The organism is Enterobacter sp. RHBSTW-01064 (assembly GCF_014103035.1).
In the GTDB taxonomy this organism is placed as follows: domain Bacteria; phylum Pseudomonadota; class Gammaproteobacteria; order Enterobacterales; family Enterobacteriaceae; genus Enterobacter; species Enterobacter mori.
In genome coordinates this window covers 96385-121107 of record NZ_JABXOU010000006.1, presented here as the reverse complement: position 1 = coordinate 121107, position 24723 = coordinate 96385, and the positions used below count along the sequence as shown (strand labels likewise).

The 24723-nt window shown below is 54.7% G+C and carries 21 protein-coding genes; 11 read left to right on the top strand and 10 right to left on the bottom strand.

Annotated elements, in window-relative coordinates; genetic code table 11:
* Nucleotides 1–10 precede the first annotated feature (10 nt).
* From aceF to traT, 3 genes are all read left to right on the top strand, one after another.
* Nucleotides 11–1912, top strand: coding sequence for a pyruvate dehydrogenase complex dihydrolipoyllysine-residue acetyltransferase (gene aceF / locus HV355_RS18005; protein WP_182402897.1), 1902 nt, complete (start codon nt 11–13; stop codon nt 1910–1912).
* 175 nt (nt 1913–2087) lie between these two features.
* Complete coding sequence (gene lpdA, locus HV355_RS18000) at nt 2088–3512, top strand: dihydrolipoyl dehydrogenase (RefSeq protein ID WP_042718239.1); 1425 nt, start codon at nt 2088–2090, stop codon at nt 3510–3512.
* Between the two features lie 196 nt (nt 3513–3708).
* A complete protein-coding gene (traT, locus tag HV355_RS17995; protein ID WP_089599168.1) occupies nt 3709–4440 on the top strand; it encodes a conjugal transfer complement resistance protein TraT in 732 nt (243 codons plus the stop codon).
* A gap of 44 nt (nt 4441–4484) precedes the next feature.
* Here the strand turns inward: traT and HV355_RS17990 are convergent, their stop codons facing one another.
* Together HV355_RS17990 and HV355_RS17985 are read right to left on the bottom strand one after the other, a co-directional pair.
* On the bottom strand, nt 4485–5276 hold the full coding sequence (locus tag HV355_RS17990) for a DUF2950 family protein (protein ID WP_148401129.1): 792 nt from the start codon (nt 5274–5276) through the stop codon (nt 4485–4487).
* A gap of 10 nt (nt 5277–5286) precedes the next feature.
* Nucleotides 5287–6837, bottom strand: a complete 1551-nt coding sequence (locus HV355_RS17985) for a DUF3300 domain-containing protein (RefSeq protein ID WP_182402895.1) — start codon at nt 6835–6837, stop codon at nt 5287–5289.
* Nucleotides 6838–7730: 893 nt separating this feature from the next.
* Here HV355_RS17985 and acnB point away from each other — a divergent pair.
* Together acnB and yacL are read left to right on the top strand one after the other, a co-directional pair.
* Nucleotides 7731–10328 (top strand): bifunctional aconitate hydratase 2/2-methylisocitrate dehydratase, encoded by a 2598-nt coding sequence (gene acnB / locus HV355_RS17980; RefSeq protein ID WP_182402893.1) that lies wholly within the window; start codon nt 7731–7733, stop codon nt 10326–10328.
* 190 nt (nt 10329–10518) lie between these two features.
* Nucleotides 10519–10881 carry a protein YacL gene (yacL, locus tag HV355_RS17975; protein ID WP_010426919.1) on the top strand — a complete coding sequence of 121 codons (363 nt, stop codon included), beginning with the start codon at nt 10519–10521 and terminating at the stop codon, nt 10879–10881.
* A gap of 31 nt (nt 10882–10912) precedes the next feature.
* Here yacL and speD read toward each other — a convergent pair whose 3' ends face one another.
* The 3 genes from speD to HV355_RS17960 form a co-directional block, all read right to left on the bottom strand.
* On the bottom strand, nt 10913–11707 hold the full coding sequence (speD, locus tag HV355_RS17970; protein WP_042718234.1) for an adenosylmethionine decarboxylase: 795 nt from the start codon (nt 11705–11707) through the stop codon (nt 10913–10915).
* Entirely contained in the window at nt 11708–12577 is an 870-nt protein-coding gene (speE, locus tag HV355_RS17965; RefSeq protein ID WP_010426914.1) for a polyamine aminopropyltransferase, read from the bottom strand.
* A gap of 102 nt (nt 12578–12679) precedes the next feature.
* On the bottom strand, nt 12680–13027 hold the full coding sequence (locus tag HV355_RS17960) for a YacC family pilotin-like protein (protein WP_010426912.1): 348 nt from the start codon (nt 13025–13027) through the stop codon (nt 12680–12682).
* Between the two features lie 145 nt (nt 13028–13172).
* Between HV355_RS17960 and cueO the strand changes: the two genes are divergently transcribed.
* A complete protein-coding gene (gene cueO / locus HV355_RS17955) occupies nt 13173–14741 on the top strand; it encodes a multicopper oxidase CueO (RefSeq protein WP_182402891.1) in 1569 nt (522 codons plus the stop codon).
* Nucleotides 14742–14877: 136 nt separating this feature from the next.
* Here the strand turns inward: cueO and HV355_RS17950 are convergent, their stop codons facing one another.
* Nucleotides 14878–17268, bottom strand: a complete 2391-nt coding sequence (locus tag HV355_RS17950) for a glucose/quinate/shikimate family membrane-bound PQQ-dependent dehydrogenase (protein ID WP_120159230.1) — start codon at nt 17266–17268, stop codon at nt 14878–14880.
* A gap of 208 nt (nt 17269–17476) precedes the next feature.
* Here HV355_RS17950 and hpt point away from each other — a divergent pair, with 208 nt between their 5' ends.
* Complete coding sequence (gene hpt / locus HV355_RS17945; protein WP_010426909.1) at nt 17477–18013, top strand: hypoxanthine phosphoribosyltransferase; 537 nt, start codon at nt 17477–17479, stop codon at nt 18011–18013.
* A 100-nt stretch (nt 18014–18113) separates the two neighbouring features.
* On the opposite strand, the gene can is transcribed toward hpt, so the two are convergent.
* A complete protein-coding gene (gene can, locus HV355_RS17940) occupies nt 18114–18776 on the bottom strand; it encodes a carbonate dehydratase (RefSeq protein WP_010426907.1) in 663 nt (220 codons plus the stop codon).
* A gap of 107 nt (nt 18777–18883) precedes the next feature.
* Between can and HV355_RS17935 the strand changes: the two genes are divergently transcribed.
* The 4 genes from HV355_RS17935 to HV355_RS17920 all read left to right on the top strand — a co-directional run bounded on the left by HV355_RS17935 (nt 18884) and on the right by HV355_RS17920 (nt 22434).
* Nucleotides 18884–19810 (top strand): ABC transporter ATP-binding protein, encoded by a 927-nt coding sequence (locus HV355_RS17935; RefSeq protein ID WP_042717872.1) that lies wholly within the window; start codon nt 18884–18886, stop codon nt 19808–19810.
* A complete protein-coding gene (locus HV355_RS17930) occupies nt 19807–20577 on the top strand; it encodes an ABC transporter permease (RefSeq protein ID WP_023324161.1) in 771 nt (256 codons plus the stop codon). The genes HV355_RS17935 and HV355_RS17930 overlap by 4 nt, the downstream gene beginning before the upstream one ends.
* Nucleotides 20578–20682: 105 nt before the next feature.
* Complete coding sequence (locus tag HV355_RS17925) at nt 20683–21123, top strand: PTS sugar transporter subunit IIA (protein ID WP_182402889.1); 441 nt, start codon at nt 20683–20685, stop codon at nt 21121–21123.
* Nucleotides 21124–21186: 63 nt separating this feature from the next.
* Nucleotides 21187–22434, top strand: a complete 1248-nt coding sequence (locus HV355_RS17920) for a polysaccharide deacetylase family protein (protein ID WP_182403014.1) — start codon at nt 21187–21189, stop codon at nt 22432–22434.
* 1 nt (nt 22435) lies between these two features.
* On the opposite strand, the gene HV355_RS17915 is transcribed toward HV355_RS17920, so the two are convergent.
* From HV355_RS17915 to HV355_RS17905, 3 genes are read right to left on the bottom strand one after another with little or no spacing between them, the layout of a single operon-like run.
* Complete coding sequence (locus HV355_RS17915; protein ID WP_346010241.1) at nt 22436–23509, bottom strand: fimbrial protein StkG; 1074 nt, start codon at nt 23507–23509, stop codon at nt 22436–22438.
* Nucleotides 23510–23520: 11 nt separating this feature from the next.
* Nucleotides 23521–24129, bottom strand: a complete 609-nt coding sequence (locus HV355_RS17910; RefSeq protein ID WP_182402887.1) for a fimbrial-like protein — start codon at nt 24127–24129, stop codon at nt 23521–23523.
* Between the two features lie 14 nt (nt 24130–24143).
* Complete coding sequence (locus HV355_RS17905) at nt 24144–24707, bottom strand: fimbrial protein (protein WP_182402885.1); 564 nt, start codon at nt 24705–24707, stop codon at nt 24144–24146.
* Nucleotides 24708–24723: the final 16 nt, after the last annotated feature.

Below are 24723 nucleotides of genomic sequence, written 5' to 3'. Positions count from 1 at the left end.
TAAAAGAATAATGGCTATCGAAATCAATGTACCGGACATCGGGGCTGATGAAGTTGAAATCACCGAGATCCTGGTCAAAGTAGGCGACAAAGTTGAAGCTGAACAGTCGCTGATCACCGTAGAAGGCGATAAAGCCTCTATGGAAGTCCCGTCTCCTCAGGCTGGCATCGTTAAAGAGATCAAAGTCTCTGTTGGCGATAAAACCGAGACCGGCAAACTGATCATGATTTTCGATTCCGCCGACGGTGCAGCAGCTGCTGCACCTGCGCAGGAAGAGAAGAAAGAAGCCGCTCCGGCCGCCGCTGCTCCAGCCGCTGCCGCGAGCGCGAAAGAAGTGAACGTGCCTGACATCGGCGGTGACGAAGTTGAAGTCACTGAAATCCTGGTGAAAGTGGGCGACACCGTTGCAGCTGAGCAGTCACTGATCACCGTAGAAGGCGACAAAGCCTCTATGGAAGTGCCCGCTCCGTTCGCCGGTACCGTTAAAGAGATCAAGATCAACACCGGCGACAAAGTGTCTACCGGCTCCCTGATCATGGTCTTCGAAGTGGCGGGTGCAGAAGGCGCCGCCGCGCCAGCACAGGCCGCTGCTCCGGCTCCGGCCGCTGCACCAGCAGCTGCTGGCGGCGCGAAAGACGTTAACGTACCGGACATCGGCGGTGACGAAGTTGAAGTAACCGAAGTGATGGTGAAAGTGGGCGATAAAGTTGCCGCTGAACAGTCACTGATCACCGTTGAAGGCGACAAGGCTTCTATGGAAGTCCCTGCGCCGTTCGCGGGTACCGTTAAAGAGATCAAAATCAGCACCGGCGACAAAGTGTCTACCGGCTCTCTGATCATGGTCTTCGAAGTGGAAGGCGCTGCGCCTGCCGCAGCTCCGGCTGCCGCGGCTGCTCCGGCACCAGCTGCTGCACCGGCTCAGGCGTCTAAACCTGCTGCGGCTCCTGCTGCAAAAGCGGAAGGCAAATCTGAGTTCGCTGAAAACGACGCTTACGTCCACGCTACCCCGCTGATTCGTCGCCTGGCGCGCGAATTCGGTGTGAACCTGGCGAAAGTGAAAGGGACCGGCCGTAAGGGTCGTATCCTGCGCGAAGACGTTCAGACCTACGTGAAAGACGCGGTGAAACGCGCCGAAGCTGCACCTGCTGCAGCCGCCGGTGGCGGTATCCCGGGCATGCTGCCATGGCCAAAAGTGGACTTCAGCAAGTTCGGCGAAATCGAAGAAGTGGAGCTGGGCCGCATTCAGAAAATCTCTGGTGCTAACCTGAGCCGTAACTGGGTGATGATCCCGCACGTTACGCACTTCGATAAGACCGATATCACCGATCTGGAAGCGTTCCGTAAACAGCAGAACGCCGAAGCTGAGAAGCGCAAGCTGGACGTGAAATTCACCCCAGTGGTCTTCATCATGAAAGCCGTTGCCGCTGCTCTTGAGCAGATGCCACGCTTCAACAGCTCCCTGTCCGAAGACGGTCAGAAGCTGACGCTGAAGAAATACATCAACATCGGTGTTGCGGTTGATACGCCAAATGGTCTGGTTGTTCCGGTCTTCAAAGACGTGAACAAGAAGAGCATTACCGAGCTGTCCCGTGAACTGACCGTGATCTCCAAGAAAGCGCGTGATGGTAAGCTGACTGCCGGCGAAATGCAGGGCGGCTGCTTCACTATCTCCAGCATCGGCGGCCTGGGTACCACCCACTTCGCGCCGATTGTGAACGCGCCGGAAGTGGCTATCCTCGGTGTGTCCAAGTCCGCGATGGAGCCGGTGTGGAATGGCAAAGAGTTCGTGCCGCGTCTGATGATGCCAATCTCTCTGTCCTTCGACCACCGCGTGATCGACGGTGCTGATGGTGCGCGCTTCATCACCATCATCAACAACACCCTGAGCGACATTCGCCGCCTGGTGATGTAATCGAAAAGCCGGCCAGTCGGCCGGCTTTTTTCTGATAATCTCACGGTGTTTGTGGGGTTATTGGCGAAAGCGACAATTCGTGAGCCGTTTGTTGTTTCAAAATTGTTAACAATTTTGTAAACTGCGGGCGGATAGAACGACCCGGTGGACGACGGGTATAAATTAAGAGGTCATGATGAGCACAGAAATCAAAACTCAGGTCGTAGTACTTGGGGCAGGCCCGGCAGGTTACTCCGCAGCATTCCGCGCCGCGGATTTAGGTCTGGAAACCGTCATCGTAGAACGTTACAGCACCCTCGGCGGTGTTTGTCTGAACGTCGGCTGTATCCCTTCTAAAGCGCTGCTGCACGTAGCGAAAGTTATCGAAGAAGCCAAAGCGCTGGCTGAACACGGTATCGTCTTCGGCGAGCCGAAAACCGATATCGACAAAATTCGTACCTGGAAAGAGAAAGTTATCACTCAGCTGACCGGCGGTCTGGCGGGTATGGCCAAAGGCCGTAAAGTGAAAGTGGTAAACGGTCTGGGTAAATTCACCGGTGCGAACACCCTGGAAGTGGAAGGCGAAAACGGTAAAACCGTGATCAATTTCGACAACGCGATCATCGCGGCAGGCTCTCGCCCAATCGAACTGCCATTCATTCCGCATGAAGATCCACGCGTGTGGGATTCCACCGATGCCCTGGAGCTGAAAACCGTTCCTAAGCGTCTGCTGGTCATGGGCGGCGGTATCATCGGTCTGGAAATGGGTACCGTGTACCATGCGCTGGGTTCAGAGATCGACGTGGTTGAAATGTTCGACCAGGTTATCCCGGCAGCCGACAAAGACATCGTAAAAGTCTTCACCAAACGTATCAGCAAGAAATTCAACCTGATGCTGGAAACCAAAGTGACTGCCGTTGAAGCGAAAGAAGACGGTATTTACGTTTCCATGGAAGGCAAAAAAGCCCCTGCAGAAGCGCAGCGTTACGACGCCGTGCTGGTGGCGATCGGCCGCGTGCCGAACGGTAAAAACCTCAATGCTGGCGCAGCTGGCGTGGAAGTGGACGACCGTGGCTTTATCCGCGTTGATAAGCAGCTGCGCACCAACGTGCCGCACATCTTTGCTATCGGCGACATCGTCGGTCAGCCAATGCTGGCGCACAAAGGTGTTCACGAAGGTCACGTTGCCGCTGAAGTTATCGCCGGCATGAAGCACTACTTCGATCCGAAAGTGATCCCATCTATCGCGTACACCGAACCAGAAGTTGCCTGGGTGGGTCTGACCGAGAAAGAAGCGAAAGAGAAAGGCATCAGCTACGAAACCGCCACCTTCCCGTGGGCTGCTTCTGGCCGTGCTATCGCTTCCGACTGTGCGGATGGCGTGACCAAACTGATCTTCGACAAAGAGACTCACCGCGTGATCGGTGGTGCAATTGTCGGTACCAACGGCGGCGAGCTGCTGGGTGAAATCGGTCTGGCTATCGAAATGGGTTGCGACGCGGAAGACATCGCGCTGACCATCCACGCTCACCCGACTCTGCACGAGTCCGTGGGCCTGGCGGCAGAAGTGTTCGAAGGTAGCATCACCGACCTGCCAAACGCGAAAGCGAAGAAGAAATAAGTTTCTCTGCGCTTGATAAACGCCTCTCCGGAGGCGTTTTTTTTTGCCTGTAACTACCTGATTTAGTAGTCATCCTGTTGATATTTCCGCTAAAAATTTCCCTTCATCTGCCGATACTTTTTTCACCATTGTGTGGCTACTGGCCACGCGGTTTAGGGGTTCTGGACTCTTTTATTACACGAAAAAAGGAAAATACATGTCTTTGAAGAAAGTTGCGGTAATTGGCTTAGTGGCGGCAGCGCTGACGCTGACAGGGTGCGGTGCGGTAACGACGGCGGTGAAGAAACGCAACCTGGAAGTTAAAACCCAGATGAGTGAAACCGTCTGGCTTGAGCCATCCAACGAGAAAACGGTCTACATTCAGGTTAAAAACACCTCCGATAAAGACATGAGCAACCTGCAGACCCTGCTGGCGAACGACCTGATTGCCAAGGGCTATAAAGTGACCAGCTCCCCTGACGGCGCATACTACTGGGTGCAGGCAAACGTCCTGAAAGCCGACAAAATGGACCTGCGTGAAGCTCAGGGCTACCTGAAAACCGGGTACGAAGGTGCGGCTGTGGGCGCTGCACTGGGTGCCGGGATCACCGCTTATAACAGTAACTCTTCCGGCGCAGCGCTGGGCGTGGGTCTGGCGGCGGGTCTGATCGGCATGGCGGCAGACGCCATGGTGGAAGATGTAAACTACACCATGGTGACTGACCTGCAGATCTCTGAGCGCAGCAAAGCAAAAGTCACAACCGATAATATCGCTGCCCTGCGTCAGGGTACCTCTGGCGTGAAACTGCAGACCAGCACCGAGCAGGGCGATCGTGCGAAGTATCAGACCCGCGTGGTGTCTAACGCCAACAAGGTGAACCTGAAGTTCGAAGAGGCGAAGCCGGTTCTGGAAGCGCAGCTGGCGAAATCGGTCGCCAATATTCTGTAGGAAAACAGCCGGGTGGCGACGTCGCCTTACCCGGCCTGCCTGCATTACGGGGCGACGGGTTGCCAGGTTTTATCCAGAGGGTATGCGGTCAGGGCATTTGCTTTCTTCGCGGAATCACTGCCGAGATCGCTCTGGTACACCTTGTCGTCCTGATTGATGGTGAAGCTCATCACCCCCGTCTGACCGTAAGTGACTGGCCAGGCGATCATTGCGAAACCGTTATTATACGGCAAAATGCGAAAACGATAGCCGTGATAGCCTGCTCCTGGCTCTTTCGGACTGAAGGCCGGACCCAGCGGGCTTGGCGCTTCGCCTGGCGAGACGGGCCAGTACAGACCGTCCTTTTTCCCCTCTGAACTGACAATTTTCTGCGCATACTTCTGATTCAACCCAAAATAGCTCTGCTGAGCATCGACATAGGCATGCAGCGCCTCGATGGCACCGAGTTCGTTACGCCCAATCTCGCGCGTGAGGATCGCTTCGGCGCCTGCTTTAATGTCAAATTGCCAGCCGGTAGCGGTTTTCATCACCGGGATCGGCAACTGCCAGTCGCTCTCTCCAACAACCAGATGCGCCACATCGCCCTCGATGGCGGTATCATGGCGAACTTTCCAGTCTCTCAGGAAACGATCGACGGCATCCGGGTCGACCCCTTCAGGCGGCAGGAAGTCGCGCCAGTTCTCCCCAAGCAGGTCGCTCATTGCACGTTCATCATGCTTACTGATGGCGCTCACCAGCGCGTCGGTTGCCTGGCCTGGCGTGCTGAATGATTGCTGTGCCATCGCGGTGGCCGAAAGCATGAATAACGCCATTCCACAAAGAAGTTTACTTTTCATGTCAGCTCCCTTAACGGTGACGGAATTCACGGTGTTCTGCGCGTCCGGCTGAGGCCTGACGGGGCTGCTGATGGCGGGCAGCGACTTGCCTGCTCTGCTCGCCCCGACGCTGCTGGGCTTGCCAGTTGCCGGACCGGCTGTCGTTGCCGCTCAGCGCATTTGCGCGATGCTGGCTGGTTCGCTGCTGAACATTTCTCTGCTGGGTCGTGCGCTGCTGTGAGGGTTGCGAAACCCGTTTTTCCTGTCGTTGTGTGGCCGCACGGTTGTTCTCAGTTCGCTTCGCGATGTGCGGTTTGGTGTCGTAGCCGCGGTAGTTATTGCGCTGTGAAATCTGCTTCAGCTGTTGGCTGGAAGCCTGACGCTGTGCATCTCGGGTTGTCGGGCGCGTTGCCTGAGGGAACGTTTTTCCTGTCGATTTTTCCATTTGGCTCAATGCGGCCTGACGCTGGCTGTCCCGATTGACCGGTTTTTGCTGCGTCGCACTGAGCCCTGTCGCCGCTTTCGTGGAGTGGAAACGGGTATTGAGCTGATTGGTCGGGTACGGCACGCCTTCACGATAGGCCGGGTTGTGCTGCCAGGTGCGGTTGGCATCCGTCAGCCGCTGTCCGCTGATTTTATTGAAGTTATCAACGTTTATATTGATGTTGTTATCGCCGTTGCGGTTATAGCCGCCATGATTATCCCAGTCATCATCGTGATGGTGGTGGTCCCAGTCATCGTCGTCATCCCAGTCGATATTGCTGAAGATGGCATAGGTTGTCGCCACCCCCAGACTGAAGCCGAGACCCTTGACCAGACTGTCGGTAAATTGCTCCCCGGGTGAGGGCGGTAAATAGGTGGGCGGGTAGGCCGCGTTTGGCCAGGTACCGTAAACCGTATTGGGGTTATAGGTCGGAACGTAAACCACCTGCGGATCGGCGGATTCAATTTTGATCACCGTCGGGCTTGTAGTGGTGGTGTTTGTTGACTCGCTGGTGGTGGTTTTTGCAGGGGCAGGTTTCGTCACGGTCGTGACCGTTTGCTGTGGCGTTGATTGCAATGCACCGGTTTGTTGCGCCAGCAAGCGCAGGCGTTGAACGGAATCCATTACGTCTTTCGGTTGGGCTAGAAACGCATCGCCCAGATTTTGTACCCACGGCGGGTTTTCACCCATTAGCGACATGAGTTGAGGAAACGCCACCAGCGACTTTACGCTCGGATCCCACGGCTGACCAGCAACGGCCTGAATGGCGGCATCGCCCTGCATTTTGGGATTATCTTTTGACCACTGTGCCGCCTGGATAACGTTTGACGGGTAGGTCGAGGCCATTAAAATTTGCGACAGCAGGGCATCCGGGTAGAGCGCAACTGGGGCAACCCACTGATCGATCTGCGCGGCCGTGTACGTGGGTGCGACGACAGGGGCGGGCTGGGCTGCGGCAGGTGCTGCCGGTTGTTGTGCGACGGGGGCTGGTGCAACGGGCTCCGTTGCCCGGCTTTTGACAAACATAACGCCTGAGGCGGCAAACAGCCCGGCACTGCAGAGAAGGACAAGCAGGTGTGGCTTAAAGGGCAACTTCATAAAATGACTCCAACGAGACAAGCGCTGTGCCGTGAGGCGTTCTTGTTGCCGCGAGTATTATTCACCCGTGTATGACAGTTTTGACTTTTCTTGGGAAACCAGCGAAGCGTCCGGATAAAGAGTGTGTGCATTTATTACACAATTATATGCGATGCGGGAAAAGGCGCCGGGAATTCAGAAGGCCGCTCTTGCGAGCGGCCAGCAGCTAGTTGCCGAGGTTGACGACAAACAGCACCGTGATGTCGGATATGTTCCAGCCACCGTGCAGCGCGGTTAGCAGTAAACCGATTGCAACGATCAGCGCAGTGATTCGCATCTCCATTGCGTGCGTTCCTGTGCAGGCTACGCGGGTTCATTCTCCACCGGGAAAGGCAGAACCAGGCAAATGAGTACATTGCCGCGTAGGTTACGGAACTGCTTCCGGGCCCGGTGACTGGTTGCTACACCAGCGAAGCAGGCCGGGCGCAACAGTATTACAGCCGGAATGGACTGAAAAGAGGTGAAATGCAGTTTCATCCTTTTTCATTCGAAACTGGATGTCGGCTCGTAAACACAAAATATGTGCTTGCGGATCTACATACTCAGGCGCATTATTCATGACGAGTGCATTGCCGCAAATCTGCCAACACGGTGTGCTACCACCGCAAGGCAACAAATAAACCGCTACCAGGCGGTTTTTTTGTACCCAAAATTCGTCTCGTCTCCCCGCTACACCATGCTTAACGATTCAGCAAATTTTTTAATGTTGCTTTTTTGTAAACGGATTAACACTGTGCAGAAATCCTGCTATGCTGCCCGACGCGGTATCGGGCATTTACCCTACAAACTGCTGTCTCACAGGAGCGTGAAGAGAACGCCCGCCGCATATGACAATGAGAGCGAGGAGAACCGTCGTGCTAGAAGAATACCGTAAGCACGTAGCAGAACGTGCCGCCGAGGGAATTGTACCCAAACCTTTAGATGCAACCCAAATGGCCGCGCTCGTCGAGCTGCTGAAGAACCCGCCTAAGGGCGAAGAAGAATTCCTGTTAGATCTGTTGATCAACCGCGTACCGCCTGGCGTAGATGAAGCTGCCTACGTAAAAGCCGGATTCCTTGCTGCTATCGCCAAAGGCGAAGCCACCTCCCCACTGGTTACTCCTGAAAAAGCCATTGAACTGCTCGGCACCATGCAGGGTGGTTACAACATTCATCCGCTGATTGACGCGCTGGATAACGATAAGCTGGCACCGATTGCCGCTAAAGCGCTCTCTTCCACGCTGCTGATGTTCGATAACTTCTACGATGTAGAAGAAAAAGCCAAAGCGGGCAACGTCTATGCGAAGCAGGTGATGCAGTCCTGGGCGGATGCCGAATGGTTCCTGAACCGTCCAGCGCTGGCTGAAAAAATCACCGTTACCGTCTTTAAAGTGACCGGTGAAACCAACACCGACGACCTCTCTCCGGCACCGGACGCGTGGTCTCGCCCGGATATCCCTCTGCACGCCCTGGCGATGCTGAAAAACGCCCGTGAAGGCATTGAGCCGGATCAGCCGGGCAGCGTCGGCCCGATCAAACAGATCGAAGCCCTGCAGGAGAAAGGTTTCCCGCTAGCTTACGTGGGTGACGTTGTGGGTACCGGCTCTTCTCGTAAATCCGCAACCAACTCCGTGCTGTGGTTCATGGGCGACGATATTCCTCACGTGCCTAACAAGCGCGGCGGTGGCCTGTGCCTGGGTGGCAAAATTGCGCCGATCTTCTTCAACACCATGGAAGATGCGGGCGCGCTGCCGATTGAAGTGGATGTGTCCAACCTGAACATGGGCGACGTGATTGACGTTTACCCGTTCAAGGGCGAAGTGCGCAACCACGAGACCAACGAACTTCTGGCAAGCTTCGAGCTGAAAACCGACGTGCTGATCGACGAAGTGCGTGCAGGTGGCCGTATCCCGCTGATTATCGGTCGTGGCCTGACCACCAAAGCGCGTGAAGCGCTGGGTCTGCCGCACAGTGACGTGTTCCGTCAGGCGAAAGATGTGGCGGAGAGCAGCCGTGGTTACTCTCTGGCGCAGAAAATGGTGGGCCGTGCGTGCGGCGTAGCGGGTGTTCGTCCGGGCGCGTACTGCGAGCCTAAGATGACCTCCGTGGGCTCTCAGGACACCACCGGTCCAATGACCCGTGACGAGCTGAAAGACCTGGCGTGCCTGGGCTTCTCTTCCGATCTGGTGATGCAGTCCTTCTGCCACACCGCGGCGTATCCGAAGCCGGTTGACGTGACCACGCACCACACGCTGCCAGACTTCATCATGAACCGCGGCGGCGTCTCTCTGCGTCCGGGCGACGGCGTCATCCACTCCTGGCTGAACCGCATGCTGCTGCCGGATACCGTGGGTACTGGCGGTGACTCTCACACCCGTTTCCCAATCGGTATCTCCTTCCCGGCGGGCTCTGGTCTGGTGGCGTTTGCTGCTGCGACCGGCGTGATGCCGCTGGATATGCCGGAATCGGTGCTGGTGCGCTTCAAAGGTAAAATGCAGCCGGGTATCACCCTGCGCGACCTGGTTCACGCGATCCCGCTGTATGCGATTAAACAGGGCCTGCTGACCGTTGAGAAGAAAGGGAAGAAAAACATCTTCTCTGGCCGCATTCTGGAAATTGAAGGTCTGCCGGATCTTAAAGTGGAGCAGGCGTTCGAGCTGACCGATGCCTCCGCCGAGCGTTCTGCTGCGGGCTGTACCATCAAGCTGAACCAGGCGCCAATCGAAGAGTACCTGACTTCCAACATCGTGCTGCTGAAGTGGATGATTGCGGAAGGCTACGGCGACCGTCGTACCCTGGAGCGTCGTATTCAGGGCATGGAAAAATGGCTGGCGGATCCACAGCTGCTGGAAGCCGATGCTGACGCAGAGTACGCAGCGGTGATCGACATCGATCTGGCGGATATTAAAGAGCCGATCCTCTGTGCACCGAACGATCCGGACGATGCGCGTCCGCTGTCTGCAGTGCAGGGTGAGAAAATCGACGAAGTGTTCATCGGTTCCTGCATGACCAACATCGGTCACTTCCGTGCTGCCGGTAAGCTGCTGGATACCCATAAAGGCCAGCTGCCGACCCGTCTGTGGGTGGCACCGCCAACCCGTATGGACGCGGCGCAGCTGACCGAAGAGGGTTACTACAGCGTGTTTGGTAAGAGCGGTGCGCGTATTGAAATCCCTGGCTGTTCCCTCTGTATGGGTAACCAGGCGCGCGTGGCTGACGGTGCGACGGTGGTGTCCACCTCTACCCGTAACTTCCCGAACCGTTTAGGTACCGGTGCGAACGTCTTCCTGGCCTCTGCGGAGCTGGCGGCGGTTGCGGCGCTGATTGGCAAACTGCCAACGCCGGAAGAGTACCAGACCTTTGTGGCTCAGGTGGATAAGACAGCGGTGGATACCTATCGCTATCTGAACTTCGACCAGCTCTCTCAATATACTGAGAAGGCTGACGGGGTGATCTTCCAGACCGCGGTATAAACAGCAAAACCGTCTCATAGAGACGGTTTTTAGTGTTTGCACCCTCTCCCGTGGGAGAGGGACGGGGTGAGGGCATCAGGCCGCAGGGTCTTGCTCTCACCTTTTTATTTTCATTCCTCCCGCCTCTCCCGCTTTTTTTCTTCCTCGCTGCTGCGATAATTACCCTAATGGCTTTGCAGAGGAAAACACTATGGATTACGAATTTCTGCGCGACATCACCGGAGTGGTGAAAGTGCGTATGTCGATGGGCCACGAAGCCGTTGGACACTGGTTTAACGAAGAGGTGAAGGAGAATCTCGCACTTCTTGATGAAGTGGAAGAGGCGGCGAAGACGGTAAAAGGCAGTGAGCGCTCCTGGCAGCGCGCCGGGCATGAATACACCCTGTGGATGGATGGCGAAGAGGTGATGGTGCGCGCCAACCAGCTCGAGTTTTCAGGTGACGAGATGGAAGAGGGGATGAGCTACTACGACGAAGAGAGCCTGTCGATGTGCGGCGTCGAGGATTTCCTTCAGGTGGTAAATGCGTACCGCGACTTTATGAAACAGAAATAACAGACCGGAGCATCCCTGCTCCGGCTTGCTCTTACACGGCCGGAATATTGCGGCCGTAGTAGATCTCGCGCATCTCTTTCCAGAGCAGGTCAGTAATCGCCTTACGCTCTTCTTCGCTCAAATCTTCCGGTTTGGTATGGAACATGTAGTGCTTAAGGTCGAACTCCTTAAGTAACATCTTGGTATGGAAGATGTTCTCCTGATATACGTTCACGTCCATCATGTCGTACAGCGATTTCATGTCTTCAGACATAAAGTTCTGAATAGAGTTGATCTCATGGTCGATGAAGTGCTTCATGCCGTTGATATCACGGGTAAAACCGCGCACGCGATAATCAATGGTGACGATGTCCGATTCCAGCTGGTGGATTAAATAGTTCAGTGCGTTTAGCGGCGAGATCACGCCGCAGGTCGACACTTCTATGTCCGCGCGGAAGGTGCATAGCCCGCCTTCAGGGTGGCTTTCCGGGTAAGTGTGTACGCAGATGTGGCTCTTATCGAGATGCGCGACGACCACTTCCGGCAGCGGGCCCGGATGCTCGGTTTTGTCGATAAGCTTCGGGTCTACCGGCTCTTCGCTCACCAGAATGGTGACGCTCGCGCCCTGTGGTTCATAATCCTGACGCGCGATGTTCAGGATGTTAGCGCCAATGATTGAGCAAGTTTCTGACAGGATCTCCGTCAGGCGGTTAGCGTTGTAGAGTTCATCGATATAGGCGATGTAGCCATCGCGTTCTTCTGCAGTTTTGACGTAGCAGATATCGTAAATACAAAAACTCAGGCTTTTGGTCAGGTTGTTAAAGCCATGCAGTTTCAGCTTTTTCAATTAGCTCACCCCCTTTGAGGACAGTGCGTCTTGCAGATATTGTGGCAAGGCAAACGCCGCGGTATGGACGGCCGGGTTGTAATAGCGACATTTAAGACCCGCCTGGTGGAAGCGCGCCTGAATGATTTCGGTAGAGAGATGACGCAGCACCTCGTTGTCGGTCGCCCACGCGAAGGTCATGATCCCGCCGTAATAGGTCGGGATCGCGGCCTGGTAGAAGCTGACGTCGCTAAAGTAGGTGCTCAGCTTGCGGTGGCTGTCGAGAGCTTCATCCTGCTGCAGGAAGCAGACGCCATTTTGTGCGACGAAGATACCGCCTGGGTTCAGGCAGCGCTTGCAGCCTTCATAGAACGAGGAGGTAAACAGCGACGCGCCAGGGCCGATCGGATCGGTGCAGTCAGAGATAATCACATCAAACGTTTGCGTGGTCTGGTTAACAAAATTGACGCCGTCGTCGATAACCAGATTAAAGCGCGGATCGTCGTAGCTGCCGGCATTATGGTTGGGCAGGTACTGACGGCAGAACGAAACCACACCCGCGTCGATTTCCACCATCGTGATGGTTTCGACGGACTGATGGCGGGACACTTCACGCAGCATCGCGCCGTCGCCGCCGCCAATAATCAGAACGTGCTTTGCGTGGCCGTGGGCCAGCAGCGGAACGTGGGTCATCATCTCATGATAAATAAACTCATCGCGCTCGGTGGTTTGCACCACGCCGTCCAGCGCCATGACGCGGCCAAAGGCGGCGTTCTCGAAGATGATCAGATCCTGATGATCGGTCTTCTCGTGATAAAGCACGTTATCAACGGCAAAGTACTGACCAAACTGATCGTGCAGCGTTTCTTGCCATACCGTTTTCTCGGTCATGGGCTGTCCTCTCCATCGTTTACATCCTGACATTCAGCAGAAGGGGCGCAACACATCACCGCTGTGAAGCGGTTAGCGAGTCAACAAGGGGCGTCGGGAAGGTTACTTCACGTAGGCGAGCAGGCTGAGTGAATCACGAGCCAGCGCTTTGCATTTTTTAGCAGTGGGAATACCGATACCGCTCAAATCGCGGTAGCTGTCTTCACCGAGCGCCTTCATGTCGAAGCTGTCGTAGTTGCTGAGATCCCATTGGTTCTGCTGGGCAAAAAAGACCAGTGCGCGACGAATCTGCCCGTTGGGTAAATTCTGGTAACCACAATCGTTTTTCAGAAACACAAACACCGCCGTTAGATCGGCCATATCTTCTGCTTCGTTTTCACTCAGCGCGTAACTGTTCGCACACATCGCCATCAGGCCACTGAACAAAATTGTTCTGAAAAACGTCTTCATTGCTTCTACCACTGCATCACGGAAAATTAACGTTAGCATACTTGATGCCAGGCCGACGACCTTTATTATTGCCGCTTTACTTGACCTTCCGGTAAGGGGAGGGTTTATGCTCAAAAGATCGCCGGCTGGAAATAAGGAAATGAACATGCAACGTCGTGATTTTTTAAAATATTCCGCTGCGCTGGGGGCTGCCAGCGCATTACCACTCTGGAGTCGCGCCGTTTTCGCGGCTGACAGACCCGCCTTACCCATTCCTGAATTGCTGACTGCTGATGCCCGCAGTCGTATCCAGCTTGTGGTGCAATCAGGCAAAACGACCTTTGGTGCGAATACCGCCACAACCTGGGGCTATAACGGAAATCTCCTCGGTCCGGCGCTCCAGTTACGCAAAGGAAAAACCGTCACCGTTGATATCCATAACACGCTGTCGGAAGAGACCACGCTGCACTGGCACGGGCTGGAAGTGCCGGGTGAAGTAGACGGGGGACCACAGGGCGTTATCAAGGCTGGTGGCAAACGCAGCGTGACCTTTACCCCTGACCAACGTGCGGCGACCTGCTGGTTCCACCCGCATCAGCACGGCAAAACGGGCCATCAGGTGGCGATGGGGCTGGCGGGGCTGGTGCTGATTGAAGACGACGAAAGCCGCCTGCTGCGCCTGCCGAAACAGTGGGGCATCGACGACGTTCCGGTGATTGTGCAGGACAAGAAATTCAATGCTGACGGGCAAATTGACTACCAGCTGGACGTGATGAGTGCGGCGGTGGGCTGGTTTGGCGACACGCTGCTGACCAACGGCGCGATCTACCCTCAGCATGCCGCGCCGAAAGGCTGGCTGCGTTTACGTCTGCTTAACGGCTGTAACGCCCGTTCGCTGAACTTCGCCGCCAGCGATAAGCGCCCGCTGTACGTGGTGGCAAGCGACGGTGGACTCCTGCCGGAGCCGGTAAAAGTGAACGAGTTGCCGATGCTGATGGGCGAGCGCTTCGAGGTGCTGGTGGACATCAGCGACGGCAAGGCGTTTGACCTCGTAACCCTGCCAGTCAGCCAGATGGGGATGACGGTTGCGCCATTTGATAAGCCGCATCCGGTGCTGCGTATTCAGCCTTTACTGGTGACCGCTTCCGGCACGTTACCGGATACATTAACTACCCTGCCAGCGCTCCCGTCGCTTGACGGGCTTACGCAGCGCAAGCTGCAGCTCTCCATGAACCCGATGCTCGACATGATGGGCATGCAGGCGCTGATGGCGAAATATGGCGATCAGGCGATGGCGGGGATGCACCACGGGCAGATGATGGGCCATATGAATATGGACCATGGCAAAATGGGCGGCATGGGGAACATGAATCACGGCGACCACGGCTTTGATTTCCACAACGCCAATATGATCAACGGCAAAGCGTTCGACATGAACACGCCGATGTTTGCTGCGACAAAGGGTCAGTTTGAGCGTTGGGTGATTTCGGGCGAAGGGGACATGATGCTGCATCCGTTCCACATCCACGGCACCCAGTTCCGCATTCTCTCAGAAAACGGCAAAGCGCCGGATGCGCACCGCGCGGGCTGGAAGGATACGGTGAGAGTGGAAGGTGGCGTCAGCGAGGTGCTGGTGAAGTTCGACCACGATGCGCCGAAGGAGTTTGCCTATATGGCGCACTGCCATCTGCTGGAGCATGAGGATACGGGGATGATGCTCGGGTTCACCGTATAAAACAGTGCGGCCTGATGCCCTCACCCTGGCCCTCTCCCACGGGGAGAGGGAACAAACACAAAAACGGCAACCGAGGTTGCCGTTTTGCATCTTTCCGTAGGCCGGGTAAGGCGTAGCCGCCACCCGGCTTTTTCAGTTACTTGTTTTCGTCCGGCAACGCATACGCGACAATATAGTCGCCCATCTTCGTGCCAAACGAACCGTGGCCACCTGCAGAGATGACAACGTACTGCTTGCCGTTCACTTCATAGGTCATCGGCGTGGCCTGTCCACCGGCAGGCAGACGGCCTTGCCACAGTTTCTCACCGTTGGTCATGTTGTACGCGCGCAGGTAGTTATCTGCGGTTGCCGCGATGAACAGCACGTTACCGGCGGTGGAAATTGGGCCACCCAGCATTGGCATACCCATATTGAACGGCACCGGAACCGGCATTGGGAACGGCATGCTGTCCTGTGGCGTACCAATACGTTTTTTCCATACGATCTGGTTGGTTTTCAGATCCAGACCGGAGATATACCCCCAGGCAGGCTGTTTACACGGCAGACCAAACGGAGACAGGAACGGGTTCAGGGTTACGCCGAACGGTACGCCGTACTGCGGCTGGATACCGGCTTCGGTGCCGCTGCCTTTCGCGTCTTTCGGCTGCTCCATTGGGTTGCCCGGACCGCGTGGGATCAGACGGGAAACGAACGGCAGCGCCATTGGGTTGGCAATTGCCACCTGACGGTTCGGGTCGACGGAGATCCCGCCCCACTCGAACATCCCCAGGTTACCCGGGAAGACCAGCGTGCCCTGCTCAGAAGGCGGCGTGAAGATGCCTTCATAGCGCAGCTGATGGAACATCACGCGGCACACCAACTGGTCAAACATGGTGGCACCCCACATGTCTGCACCGCTGAGGTCTTTCTTCGGACGGAAGCTCAGGTCAGAGAACGGCTGGGTTTTACTGACGTAGTCGCCTTTAGCCGCGCCTTGAGGAACCGGTTTTTCCGGTGCAGGCACAACCAGCTTGCCGTTGCTGCGATCCAGGACGAAGATGTTGCCCGTCTTGGCCGGAGCGTAAATCACCGGCACGGTTTTACCATCGACGGTAATGTCTGCCAGCGTCGGCTGGGACGGCATATCCATATCCCACAGATCGTGGTGAACGGTCTGATAGCTCCACGCCAGTTTACCGGTCGTTGCGTTCAGCGCCACGATAGCGCTCGCGTAACGTTCCTGCTCCGGCGTGCGGTTACCGCCCCAGATATCTGGCGTGGTTACGCCCATCGGCAGGTAGACCAGGTCCAGCTTCGCGTCATACGCCGCCGGGGCCCAGGAGTTTGGTGAGTTAAAGGTAAAGGTGTGCTCGTCCGACGGGATCGCGTTGGGATCTTTCGCGCCCGGGTCGAAGGCCCACAGCAGTTTACCGGTGTTTACGTCGAAACCGCGGATGACGCCGGAGGTTTCACGCGTAGAGAAGTTATCCGTTACCGAACCGGCAATCACGATGGTTTTATCGGTGATGATTGGCGGTGAGGTGGGCTCATACAGACCCGGCGTGGTGTCCGGCATGTTGGTCTGCAGGTTCAGGATACCTTTGTTGGCAAAGGTTTCGCACAGCTTGCCCGTTTCGGCATTGATGGCGAACAGACGGCCATCGTTCACCGGCAGCATAATGCGGCGCGGGCAGTCGGCGATGACTTCCGGGCTGGCATTATCGGCACGCGCTTCGTGGTAAGAGACGCCACGACAGGTGATGTGCTGGAACGACGGATTAGAGTTCAGCTGTGGATCGAAGTGCCATTTCTCTTTACCGGTGGCCGCGTCGAGCGCGAACAGACGCTGGTGCGCCGTACACAGGTAGAGCATGTTGCCCACTTTGATCGGGGTGACTTCGTTGGTCAACTCGCCCGGATCGTTCGGCATTTTCAGGTCACCGGTACGGAATACCCAGGCTTCCTTCAGGTTCTTCACGTTGTCCGCGTTGATCTGCTTCAGCGGAGAGTAGCGTTGACCTTCCTGGTTACGACCATACGCAGGCCAGTCACCGTCAGCGACCTGCGAGATAGCAGCCGCAGGCGTGGATTCCGCGTTCAGCGTACCGTTGATCTCCTGTGGGTCATTAAAACCGGCCCATGTCAGAATGCCGCCGGTAATCAGCAGAGCAACAACCAGGCCCGCCACAGCACCGCTGGAAGGCACAATCAGGCGACGCCAGACGAACGGCAGGATCAGCCAGATACCAAAGAAGACCAGGATGTCGCTGCGCGGCGTCAGTGCCCAGAAGTCGAACCCGACTTCCCAGACGCCCCAGATCATGGTGGCAAGGAGGAGTGCGGCATACAGCCACAGTGCGGATTGTTTTCTACGCAACAGCAGGACGGTTACGGCAACCATAACCAGACCCGCAATCGGGTAGTACCAGGAGCCGCCTAAAGCGACCAGCCAGACGCCACCGATTAACAGATACAGCGCGCAGAAGGCTGCGAACGCGGCTGTTAATGTCACCAGTAGACGCGGCTGTTTAGAGTTTGTTTCAGCCATAGAAAGTGTACTCGTCAGTTTTTGTTAATAATTTGCTAGCAACTAATTATAGGTATTAACAAGTGTGATCGGAATCACAATATTTGCTTTTTGTAACTCATACGCCAGGGTTATCCATTTGCTGGTATAATGACGGGCTTGCGTATCGATGCCGGAAATAGATTCACCTGCATTGAGAGATTTTCATTAAAATCATATGGTTAGTAATATGAAACATACTGTTGAAGTGATGATCCCGGAAGCCGAGATCAAAGCGCGTATCGCCGAACTGGGTCGTCAAATCACCGAACATTACAAGGACAGCGGCAGCGAAATGGTGCTGGTCGGTCTTTTACGTGGCTCTTTCATGTTCATGGCAGACCTGTGCCGTGAAGTGCAGGTGTCCCATGAGGTCGATTTTATGACCGCCTCCAGCTACGGCAGCGGCATGTCCACAACCCGTGATGTGAAAATCCTGAAAGATCTGGATGAAGATATTCGTGGCAAAGATGTGTTGATCGTTGAGGACATTATTGACTCCGGTAACACGCTCTCTAAAGTGCGCGAGATCCTGAGCCTGCGTCAGCCTAAATCGCTGGCGATTTGTACGCTGCTGGATAAGCCAGATCGTCGTGAAGTGCAGGTGCCGGTAGAGTTCGTGGGCTTCTCGATTCCGGACGAATTCGTCGTCGGTTACGGCATTGACTACGCGCAGCGCTATCGCCATCTGCCGTATGTCGGAAAAGTCGTGATTCTGGACGAGTAATTGCGGTTTGTTGCCCGGTGGCGCGCAGCGATCCGGGCCTACGAATGGGCACATGTAGGCCGGGTTAGGCGCAGCCGCCACCCGGCTTTTTAACGTGCACTTATTTATGGTTCACATGCTTAAGCTTGAGGTTGGCAATGCCCGAACGGTAACGCTGCTCCAGCGTTTCGCGGTTGGTGGCGGTGACTTCCAGATTGCGCAGCAGGCCGTCGTGAATGCCGTACGCCCAGCCGTGGATGGAAACCTTCTGCCCACGTTTCCACGCGGACTGCATAATCGTTGAGTGGCCCAGGTTATAGACCTGCTCCATTACGTTCAGCTCGCAAAGGGTATCAAGTCGACGCTCCTGCGGCATTTCACCCAACAGTGAGCTATGTTTGAACCAGATATCGCGGATGTGCAGCAGCCAGTTATCGATTAACCCCAGCTCTGTATTTTCAACCGCCGCCTGTACGCCGCCGCAGCCGTAGTGGCCGCAAATAATGATGTGCTCAACTTCCAGCACGTCAACGGCATATTGAACGACAGAAAGGCAGTTGAGATCGGTATGAATAACAAGGTTGGCGACGTTACGGTGAACAAAAAGTTCGCCAGGTTCGAGACCGGTCAGGCGTTCTGCCGGGACGCGGCTATCGGAACATCCAATCCATAGAAAGCGTGGGTTTTGCGCTTGCGCCAGCTTCCCGAAAAATCCGGGGTCTTCTTCAACCAGCATCTTTGACCATAGTGCATTATTGCTGATGAGTGTATCTATGTTATTCATGGACGTTAACGGCCTGTAACCTGGTAATTGCGTTGCGCTACTATAGGGTAACCCGACTTTTAATGAAACCACACAAGGTGTGTAAGAACTGAAGGTAAGTTTAATTCATGGCAATTGCACTGGAGCTTGAGCAGCTTAAAAAAACCTATCCGGGCGGCGTTCAGGCGCTGCGCGGGATAGATCTCAAAGTAGAGGCGGGGGATTTCTATGCGCTTCTTGGACCGAACGGGGCGGGGAAATCCACCACTATCGGCATTATCAGTTCTCTGGTGAACAAAACCTCAGGTCGCGTGAGCGTCTTTGGCTACGATCTGCAGAAAGATGTGGTCAACGCCAAGCGCCAGCTGGGGCTGGTGCCGCAGGAGTTCAACTTCAACCCGTTCGAGACGGTACAGCAGATTGTCGTTCAGCAGGCGGGTTATTACGGCGTTGAGTATAAAGAGGCAATTGAGCGTAGCGAAAAGTACCTAAAACAGCTCGATTTGTGGGAAAAGCGTAACGAACGTGCGCGCATGTTGTCCGGTGGGATGAAGCGCCGCCTGATGATTGCCCGCGCGCTGATGCACGAGCCAAAGCTGCTTATCCTCGATGAACCGACTGCGGGCGTGGATATTGAACTGCGCCGTTCCATGTGGGGCTTCCTGAAGGATCTGAACGATAAAGGCACCACCATTATTCTGACCACCCACTATCTCGAAGAAGCGGAAATGCTGTGCCGCAATATTGGCATTATTCAGCATGGTGAGCTGGTGGAAAACACGTCGATGAAGGATCTGCTCTCTAAGCTGAAATCCGAAACCTTTATTCTCGATCTGGCGGCGAAAAGCGCGCTGCCGAAGCTCGAAGGGTATAACTACCGTCTGGTGGATACCTCGACGCTGGAAGTGGAAGTGCTGCGCGAGCAGGGCATCAACAGCGTCTTCTCACAGTTGAGCGCGCAGGGCATTCAGGTATTGAGTATGCGTAATAAAGCGAACCGACTGGAAGAGCTGTTTGTCTCTCTGGTGCATGAAAAACAAGGAGACAAGGCATGACGCATCTTTACTGGGTCGCGCTGAAAAGTATCTGGGCGAAAGAGATCAACCGCTTTATGCGCATTTGGGTGCAAACCCTGGTGCCGCCGGTGATCACCATGACGCTGTACTTCATTATTTTCGGTAACCTGATCGGTTCCCGGATTGGTGAAATGCACGGCTTTACCTATATGCAATTTATTGTGCCGGGCCTGATCATGATGGCGGTGATCACCAACGCCTATGCCAACGTGGCATCCTCATTCTTTAGCGCTAAGTTCCAGCGCAACATTGAAGAGCTGCTGGTGGCACCAGTGCCAACACACGTCATTATTGCTGGTTACGTGGGCGGCGGGGTGGCGCGCGGGCTGTGCGTGGGGATCCTGGTGACGGCGATTTCGCTGTTCTTCGTGCCGTTCCAGGTGCACTCGTGGCTGTTTGTCGCGCTGACGCTTCTGCTGACCGCGATCCTGTTCTCGCTGGCGGGCCTGCTGAACGCGGTGTTTGCCAAAACGTTCGACGACATCAGCCTGATCCCGACCTTCGTGCTGACGCCGCTGACCTATCTGGGTGGGGTGTTCTACTCCCTGACGCTGCTGCCACCGTTCTGGCAGGCGCTGTCGCATCTGAACCCGATTGTCTACATGATCAGCGGCTTCCGCTTTGGCTTCCTCGGCATTACCGATGTGCCGCTGTTTACCACGGTGGTGGTGTTGGTGGTGTTCATCATCGCCTTCTACCTGCTGTGCTGGTATCTGATCCAGCGCGGACGCGGTCTGCGCAGCTAACCTTCTGCCCGGCGACATTCTGGTTGCCGGGCATTTTTCTTTGACAGTTATCACCGTAAGCAAACCTTCCCTACGCTAAACTACTCGCCTGCTAAGGAGAGACGTATGCTGGGATGGGTCATCACCTGCCACGATGAACACGCGCAGGATATGCTGGATAAGCTTGAAGCTAAATTTGGTCCGCTGGCACAATGCCGGGCGGTAAATTACTGGCGTGGGTTAAGCACCAATATGCTCAGCCGCATGATGTGTGATGCGCTGCATGAAACCGACACGGGCGATGGCGTGATCTTTCTGACCGATAAATCCGGCGCGGCGCCTTATCGTTCCGCCGCCCTGTTAAGCCACAAGCACGAAAATTGCGAAGTCATTTCCGGCATCAACTATGCGCTGCTGGAAGCGATGTACCCGCTGCGTGAGAGCCTGAGCAGCGCCGAATTTCGCAATACCCTCGTGGGTATGCAGGTTCCGGGCGTAAGTAGCCTGTGGCATCAGCAGCAGAAAAACCCGCCTTTCGTTCTGCTTCACGATCTGTATAAGCATTAAACGTTGGTATTGATGTCGCATTTGTTACAATGGCGACTGATTTCCCGTATCGATTTATATCCCATGTTAATGCGCGTTATTTTCCTGCTGTTGCTGCTGGTTTCCGGCGGCACTTCTGCCAGTCTGATTAGCCAGCAAGGGCTTCCGGCCCGCTATATGCAAACCACCGAAGATGCGGCCATCTGGGCACAGGTGGGAAGTAATGTGATCAACGTGGGAAACGTCAGGGCCGGACAAATTCTTGCCGTGGTGCCGACTTCTGCTGACTATTACGAGTTTCGTTTTGGTTTTGGCACGGGGTTTATTGATAAAGGGCATCTTGAAGAGGTGCAGGGCAAGCAGCGTGTAGAAGACAGCCTTGGCGATTTGAACAAGCCGCTGAGCAATCAGAACCTGATCACCTGGAAAGACACGCCGGTGTATAACGCTCCCAGTAGCGGGAGCGCGCCCTTCGGTACCATGAGCCCCAACCTCCGGTATCCCATCCTCAGTAAGTTGAAAGACCGCCTTAACCAGACCTGGTTCCAGATCCGCATCGGCAACCGTCTGGCATGGGTCAGTAGTCTGGATGCACAGGAAGATAACGGCCTTCCGGTCCTGACTTACCATCATATTTTGCGTGATGAAGAGAACACGCGTTTTCGCCATACCTCCACGACGACCAGCGTACGCGCGTTCAACAACCAGATGGCCTGGCTACGCGATCAAGGCTATGCCACGTTGACGATGTACCAGCTGGAAGGGTACGTGCGTAACAAGATGAACCTGCCCGCGAAGGCGGTGGTAATCACCTTTGATGATGGCCTGAAATCGGTCAGCCGCTATGCGTATCCCATTCTGAAAGAGTACGGTTTTAACGCGACGGCGTTTATCATATCGTCACGTATTAAAGGCCATGCGCAGAAGTGGGACCCGAAATCGCTGCAGTTTATGAGCGTTCATGAAATTAAGGGCATTCAGGATGTGTTCGATATTCAGTCCCACACGCACTTCCTGCACCGCGTTGATGGTAACAAGCATCCGATTTTACTGAGCCGCAGCTACCACGTGACCCTGTTTGATTTTGAACGCTCACGACGTGCGCTGGCGCAGTTTAACCCGCGCGTGCTTTACCTTTCGTATCCGTTTGGCGGCTATGACAATAAAGCGATAAAGGCGGCGAACGATGCCGGTTTTCATCTGGCGGTAACGACGGTGAAAGGGAAGGTTAAGCCGGGGGATAATCCGTTCTTACTGAAACGCCTGTATATCTTAAGAACGGATTCGCTGGAGACGATGTCGCGGCTGATCAGCAATCAGCCGCAGGGGTAGGTTATTGGTAGGTAACCTGAAAGGTCACGGTGGTGCCAAAACCACCGACGGTTACCGGATCGCTGCCAATCCTGACCAGCCTGGCCCAGATTGATCTGTCTACAATATTTACGGGATCGCCAACTATTGCTCCAGCAGCAATGACGCGTTTGGAACTGTCGGCAGGGACTGGATAGTTATCACTATAATTATCGAAAATCTGTACGCCGACACCACCTGCCGCAGTGACACCACTATTACCCTCAACGGCATTGGTAAAATATTTTTTATCTGCGGTTGTATGGGGGGATGAGAGAGTGTACTCAACCAGTGTGGTATTTACACATGTTCCCGAAATATGAAACTCGACTTTGGGGGTATTATTGTTTTCGATTTCTCCAGGATACCAGTCACCCAGATCGACCGTCGGTGGCGCGCGTAATACGCAGGTTGGTCGATTCAACGGTATGCTGAACGACATCTGGGACATATTCACCAGAGGGCGTGGGTGATCTTCTGTTGTCGTCCCATCCGGCTTGCCAAGAATGATTTGCCCGATAGGGCCGCTGCTCGCGGTCAAAAAGTTCTCGTCAGTAGGAACACCGTTAAATCCGTTTGTTTGCCAGAACTCCATGCGCACATGCCAGGTTTTTCCATCTACGGCATCTTCGTTATCATGATCGTTGCCAGTGAGGTAAAATCCGTTTGCATTGGGGGGGAACCAGGCAGTGACCCCGTTGCCATCAGGGTAAAACGCCAGCGTGTAGACAATCCCCGGGACGTTTGTCCGAAACGTGGCTTTGCCGTCAATCTCACCTTCCAGCATGGCATTGTTCGTCATCTGATACACGTTTTCCCCGTCGTTACCAACAGCGCAGTGCGATGACAGTGAGGGTGTCGTCTCCATAATAATGGTATTGCTGATCTGCACGGGTGTTGTTACCGTGCCAACAGGCAGGGGAGTAATGACCGGCTGTATGCCCGGAGACATAATGAGCAGCGTATCATTGCTGTCAAATTTACATTCTAATGCGGCATGTGATGCGCCGGAAATAGCCAGCAGCATCGCCGTTAATATGAAAAGGTTTTTTTTCACGTTAAATCCCTTTATTCGTAACTGACATTAACCAGAACACTACTCATGACCACACCGCTGGTGATCGTTCCAACATTCTGGTAACGCGCGTAAAATCCATAATCCTTTATATAGCTCTCGCTACTTCCACTGACATCGTAAATAACGTTGGACGTCCCATCACTTTTCAAGACGTTAGTTTTGTACTTTTTAGAAAAAATAACGATACCCACATTTTCAGCCGCGCCGGCTGTGGCATCGTTTTTGAACACCTGGTTTTGATTACTCCAAAAACCATTTTGTGGAGTGAAACTAAATTTCAGTTGGTTAATTGTTGCACCTTCCGCATTGATCGCGTAGCAGTTATCTACGTTAATCGTAAAAGGCGTGCCTGCTTCATCATCGGTTGGCGATAGACGATTGCTCTTGTCGCTGTTATAAAACCAGTCTCGAGCCACTGTCGGCAAATAAATCTCTCCGCCATTTTCAACGCTTAACTGGCAAGTGTTATTAACAATATTTGCTGTCAGGTTGATATCCACACCCGAACCTGCCTGGCTTACGCCAGGCAGAGTGCTACCAGCCAGACCGATAAGCAACACAAGACCGGGCTGGCGTAAAGTAAACGGTGATTGTTGCATGATGGTTCCTGGCGTTATTGGTAGGAAACAGTAAAGGTTACCGGCGCGGTAACGGCACCTGTGCCTACATCAGCAATGGTTTGGCCTTGCCCAACGACGATACGAGAGTTCATCGGCAGCTCGCCCGCGCCGTCCGTAATAGTGACTTCCTGAGCCGCTGGCGGTGTGTTACAGCTCATCAGCACGCCCGTATCGACAACACCAGACCAGATTTCAAAGCCGGTTGCTAAGCCGCCAGAGTAAGAGTCGCCGTTCGCGCCTGTACCACTGCATGCCCCCCCAGCGCCTTTCGCTGCGGCTACCGTGGCCTTCGTCACTCCAGAACAGTTGGTGAGGCTAATTTTCAGCGGCTCGACGCGAGTTTTGTTCACCAGCTCAGATTTATAGACGTCGCCAAATGCAATTTCTGTGGATGTTGTACCAGCACTGTTAAGCACTTTTGCTGTACATGTGCCCGAGACAATTTTTGATTTAATCGTTAATTCGACACTGCTGGTGCCTGTAATTGCTGCACTTGCCATTCCAGAGAACAGAAGGGCAGAAACGGACAGGGCGATAAAAGTTGATTTAAATTTCATAATGTTGCTCCGTTTT

Coding starts and splice junctions, on each gene's coding strand:
- aceF (WP_182402897.1), top strand. CDS start 11: ATGGCTATCGAAATCAATGTACCGGACATCGGGGCTGATGAAGTTGAA.
- lpdA (WP_042718239.1), top strand. CDS start 2,088: ATGAGCACAGAAATCAAAACTCAGGTCGTAGTACTTGGGGCAGGCCCG.
- traT (WP_089599168.1), top strand. CDS start 3,709: ATGTCTTTGAAGAAAGTTGCGGTAATTGGCTTAGTGGCGGCAGCGCTG.
- HV355_RS17990 (WP_148401129.1), bottom strand. CDS start 5,276: ATGAAAAGTAAACTTCTTTGTGGAATGGCGTTATTCATGCTTTCGGCC.
- HV355_RS17985 (WP_182402895.1), bottom strand. CDS start 6,837: ATGAAGTTGCCCTTTAAGCCACACCTGCTTGTCCTTCTCTGCAGTGCC.
- yacL (WP_010426919.1), top strand. CDS start 10,519: ATGGATTACGAATTTCTGCGCGACATCACCGGAGTGGTGAAAGTGCGT.
- speE (WP_010426914.1), bottom strand. CDS start 12,577: ATGACCGAGAAAACGGTATGGCAAGAAACGCTGCACGATCAGTTTGGT.
- HV355_RS17960 (WP_010426912.1), bottom strand. CDS start 13,027: ATGAAGACGTTTTTCAGAACAATTTTGTTCAGTGGCCTGATGGCGATG.
- cueO (WP_182402891.1), top strand. CDS start 13,173: ATGCAACGTCGTGATTTTTTAAAATATTCCGCTGCGCTGGGGGCTGCC.
- HV355_RS17950 (WP_120159230.1), bottom strand. CDS start 17,268: ATGGCTGAAACAAACTCTAAACAGCCGCGTCTACTGGTGACATTAACA.
- hpt (WP_010426909.1), top strand. CDS start 17,477: ATGAAACATACTGTTGAAGTGATGATCCCGGAAGCCGAGATCAAAGCG.
- can (WP_010426907.1), bottom strand. CDS start 18,776: ATGAATAACATAGATACACTCATCAGCAATAATGCACTATGGTCAAAG.
- HV355_RS17935 (WP_042717872.1), top strand. CDS start 18,884: ATGGCAATTGCACTGGAGCTTGAGCAGCTTAAAAAAACCTATCCGGGC.
- HV355_RS17930 (WP_023324161.1), top strand. CDS start 19,807: ATGACGCATCTTTACTGGGTCGCGCTGAAAAGTATCTGGGCGAAAGAG.
- HV355_RS17925 (WP_182402889.1), top strand. CDS start 20,683: ATGCTGGGATGGGTCATCACCTGCCACGATGAACACGCGCAGGATATG.
- HV355_RS17920 (WP_182403014.1), top strand. CDS start 21,187: ATGTTAATGCGCGTTATTTTCCTGCTGTTGCTGCTGGTTTCCGGCGGC.
- HV355_RS17910 (WP_182402887.1), bottom strand. CDS start 24,129: ATGCAACAATCACCGTTTACTTTACGCCAGCCCGGTCTTGTGTTGCTT.
- HV355_RS17905 (WP_182402885.1), bottom strand. CDS start 24,707: ATGAAATTTAAATCAACTTTTATCGCCCTGTCCGTTTCTGCCCTTCTG.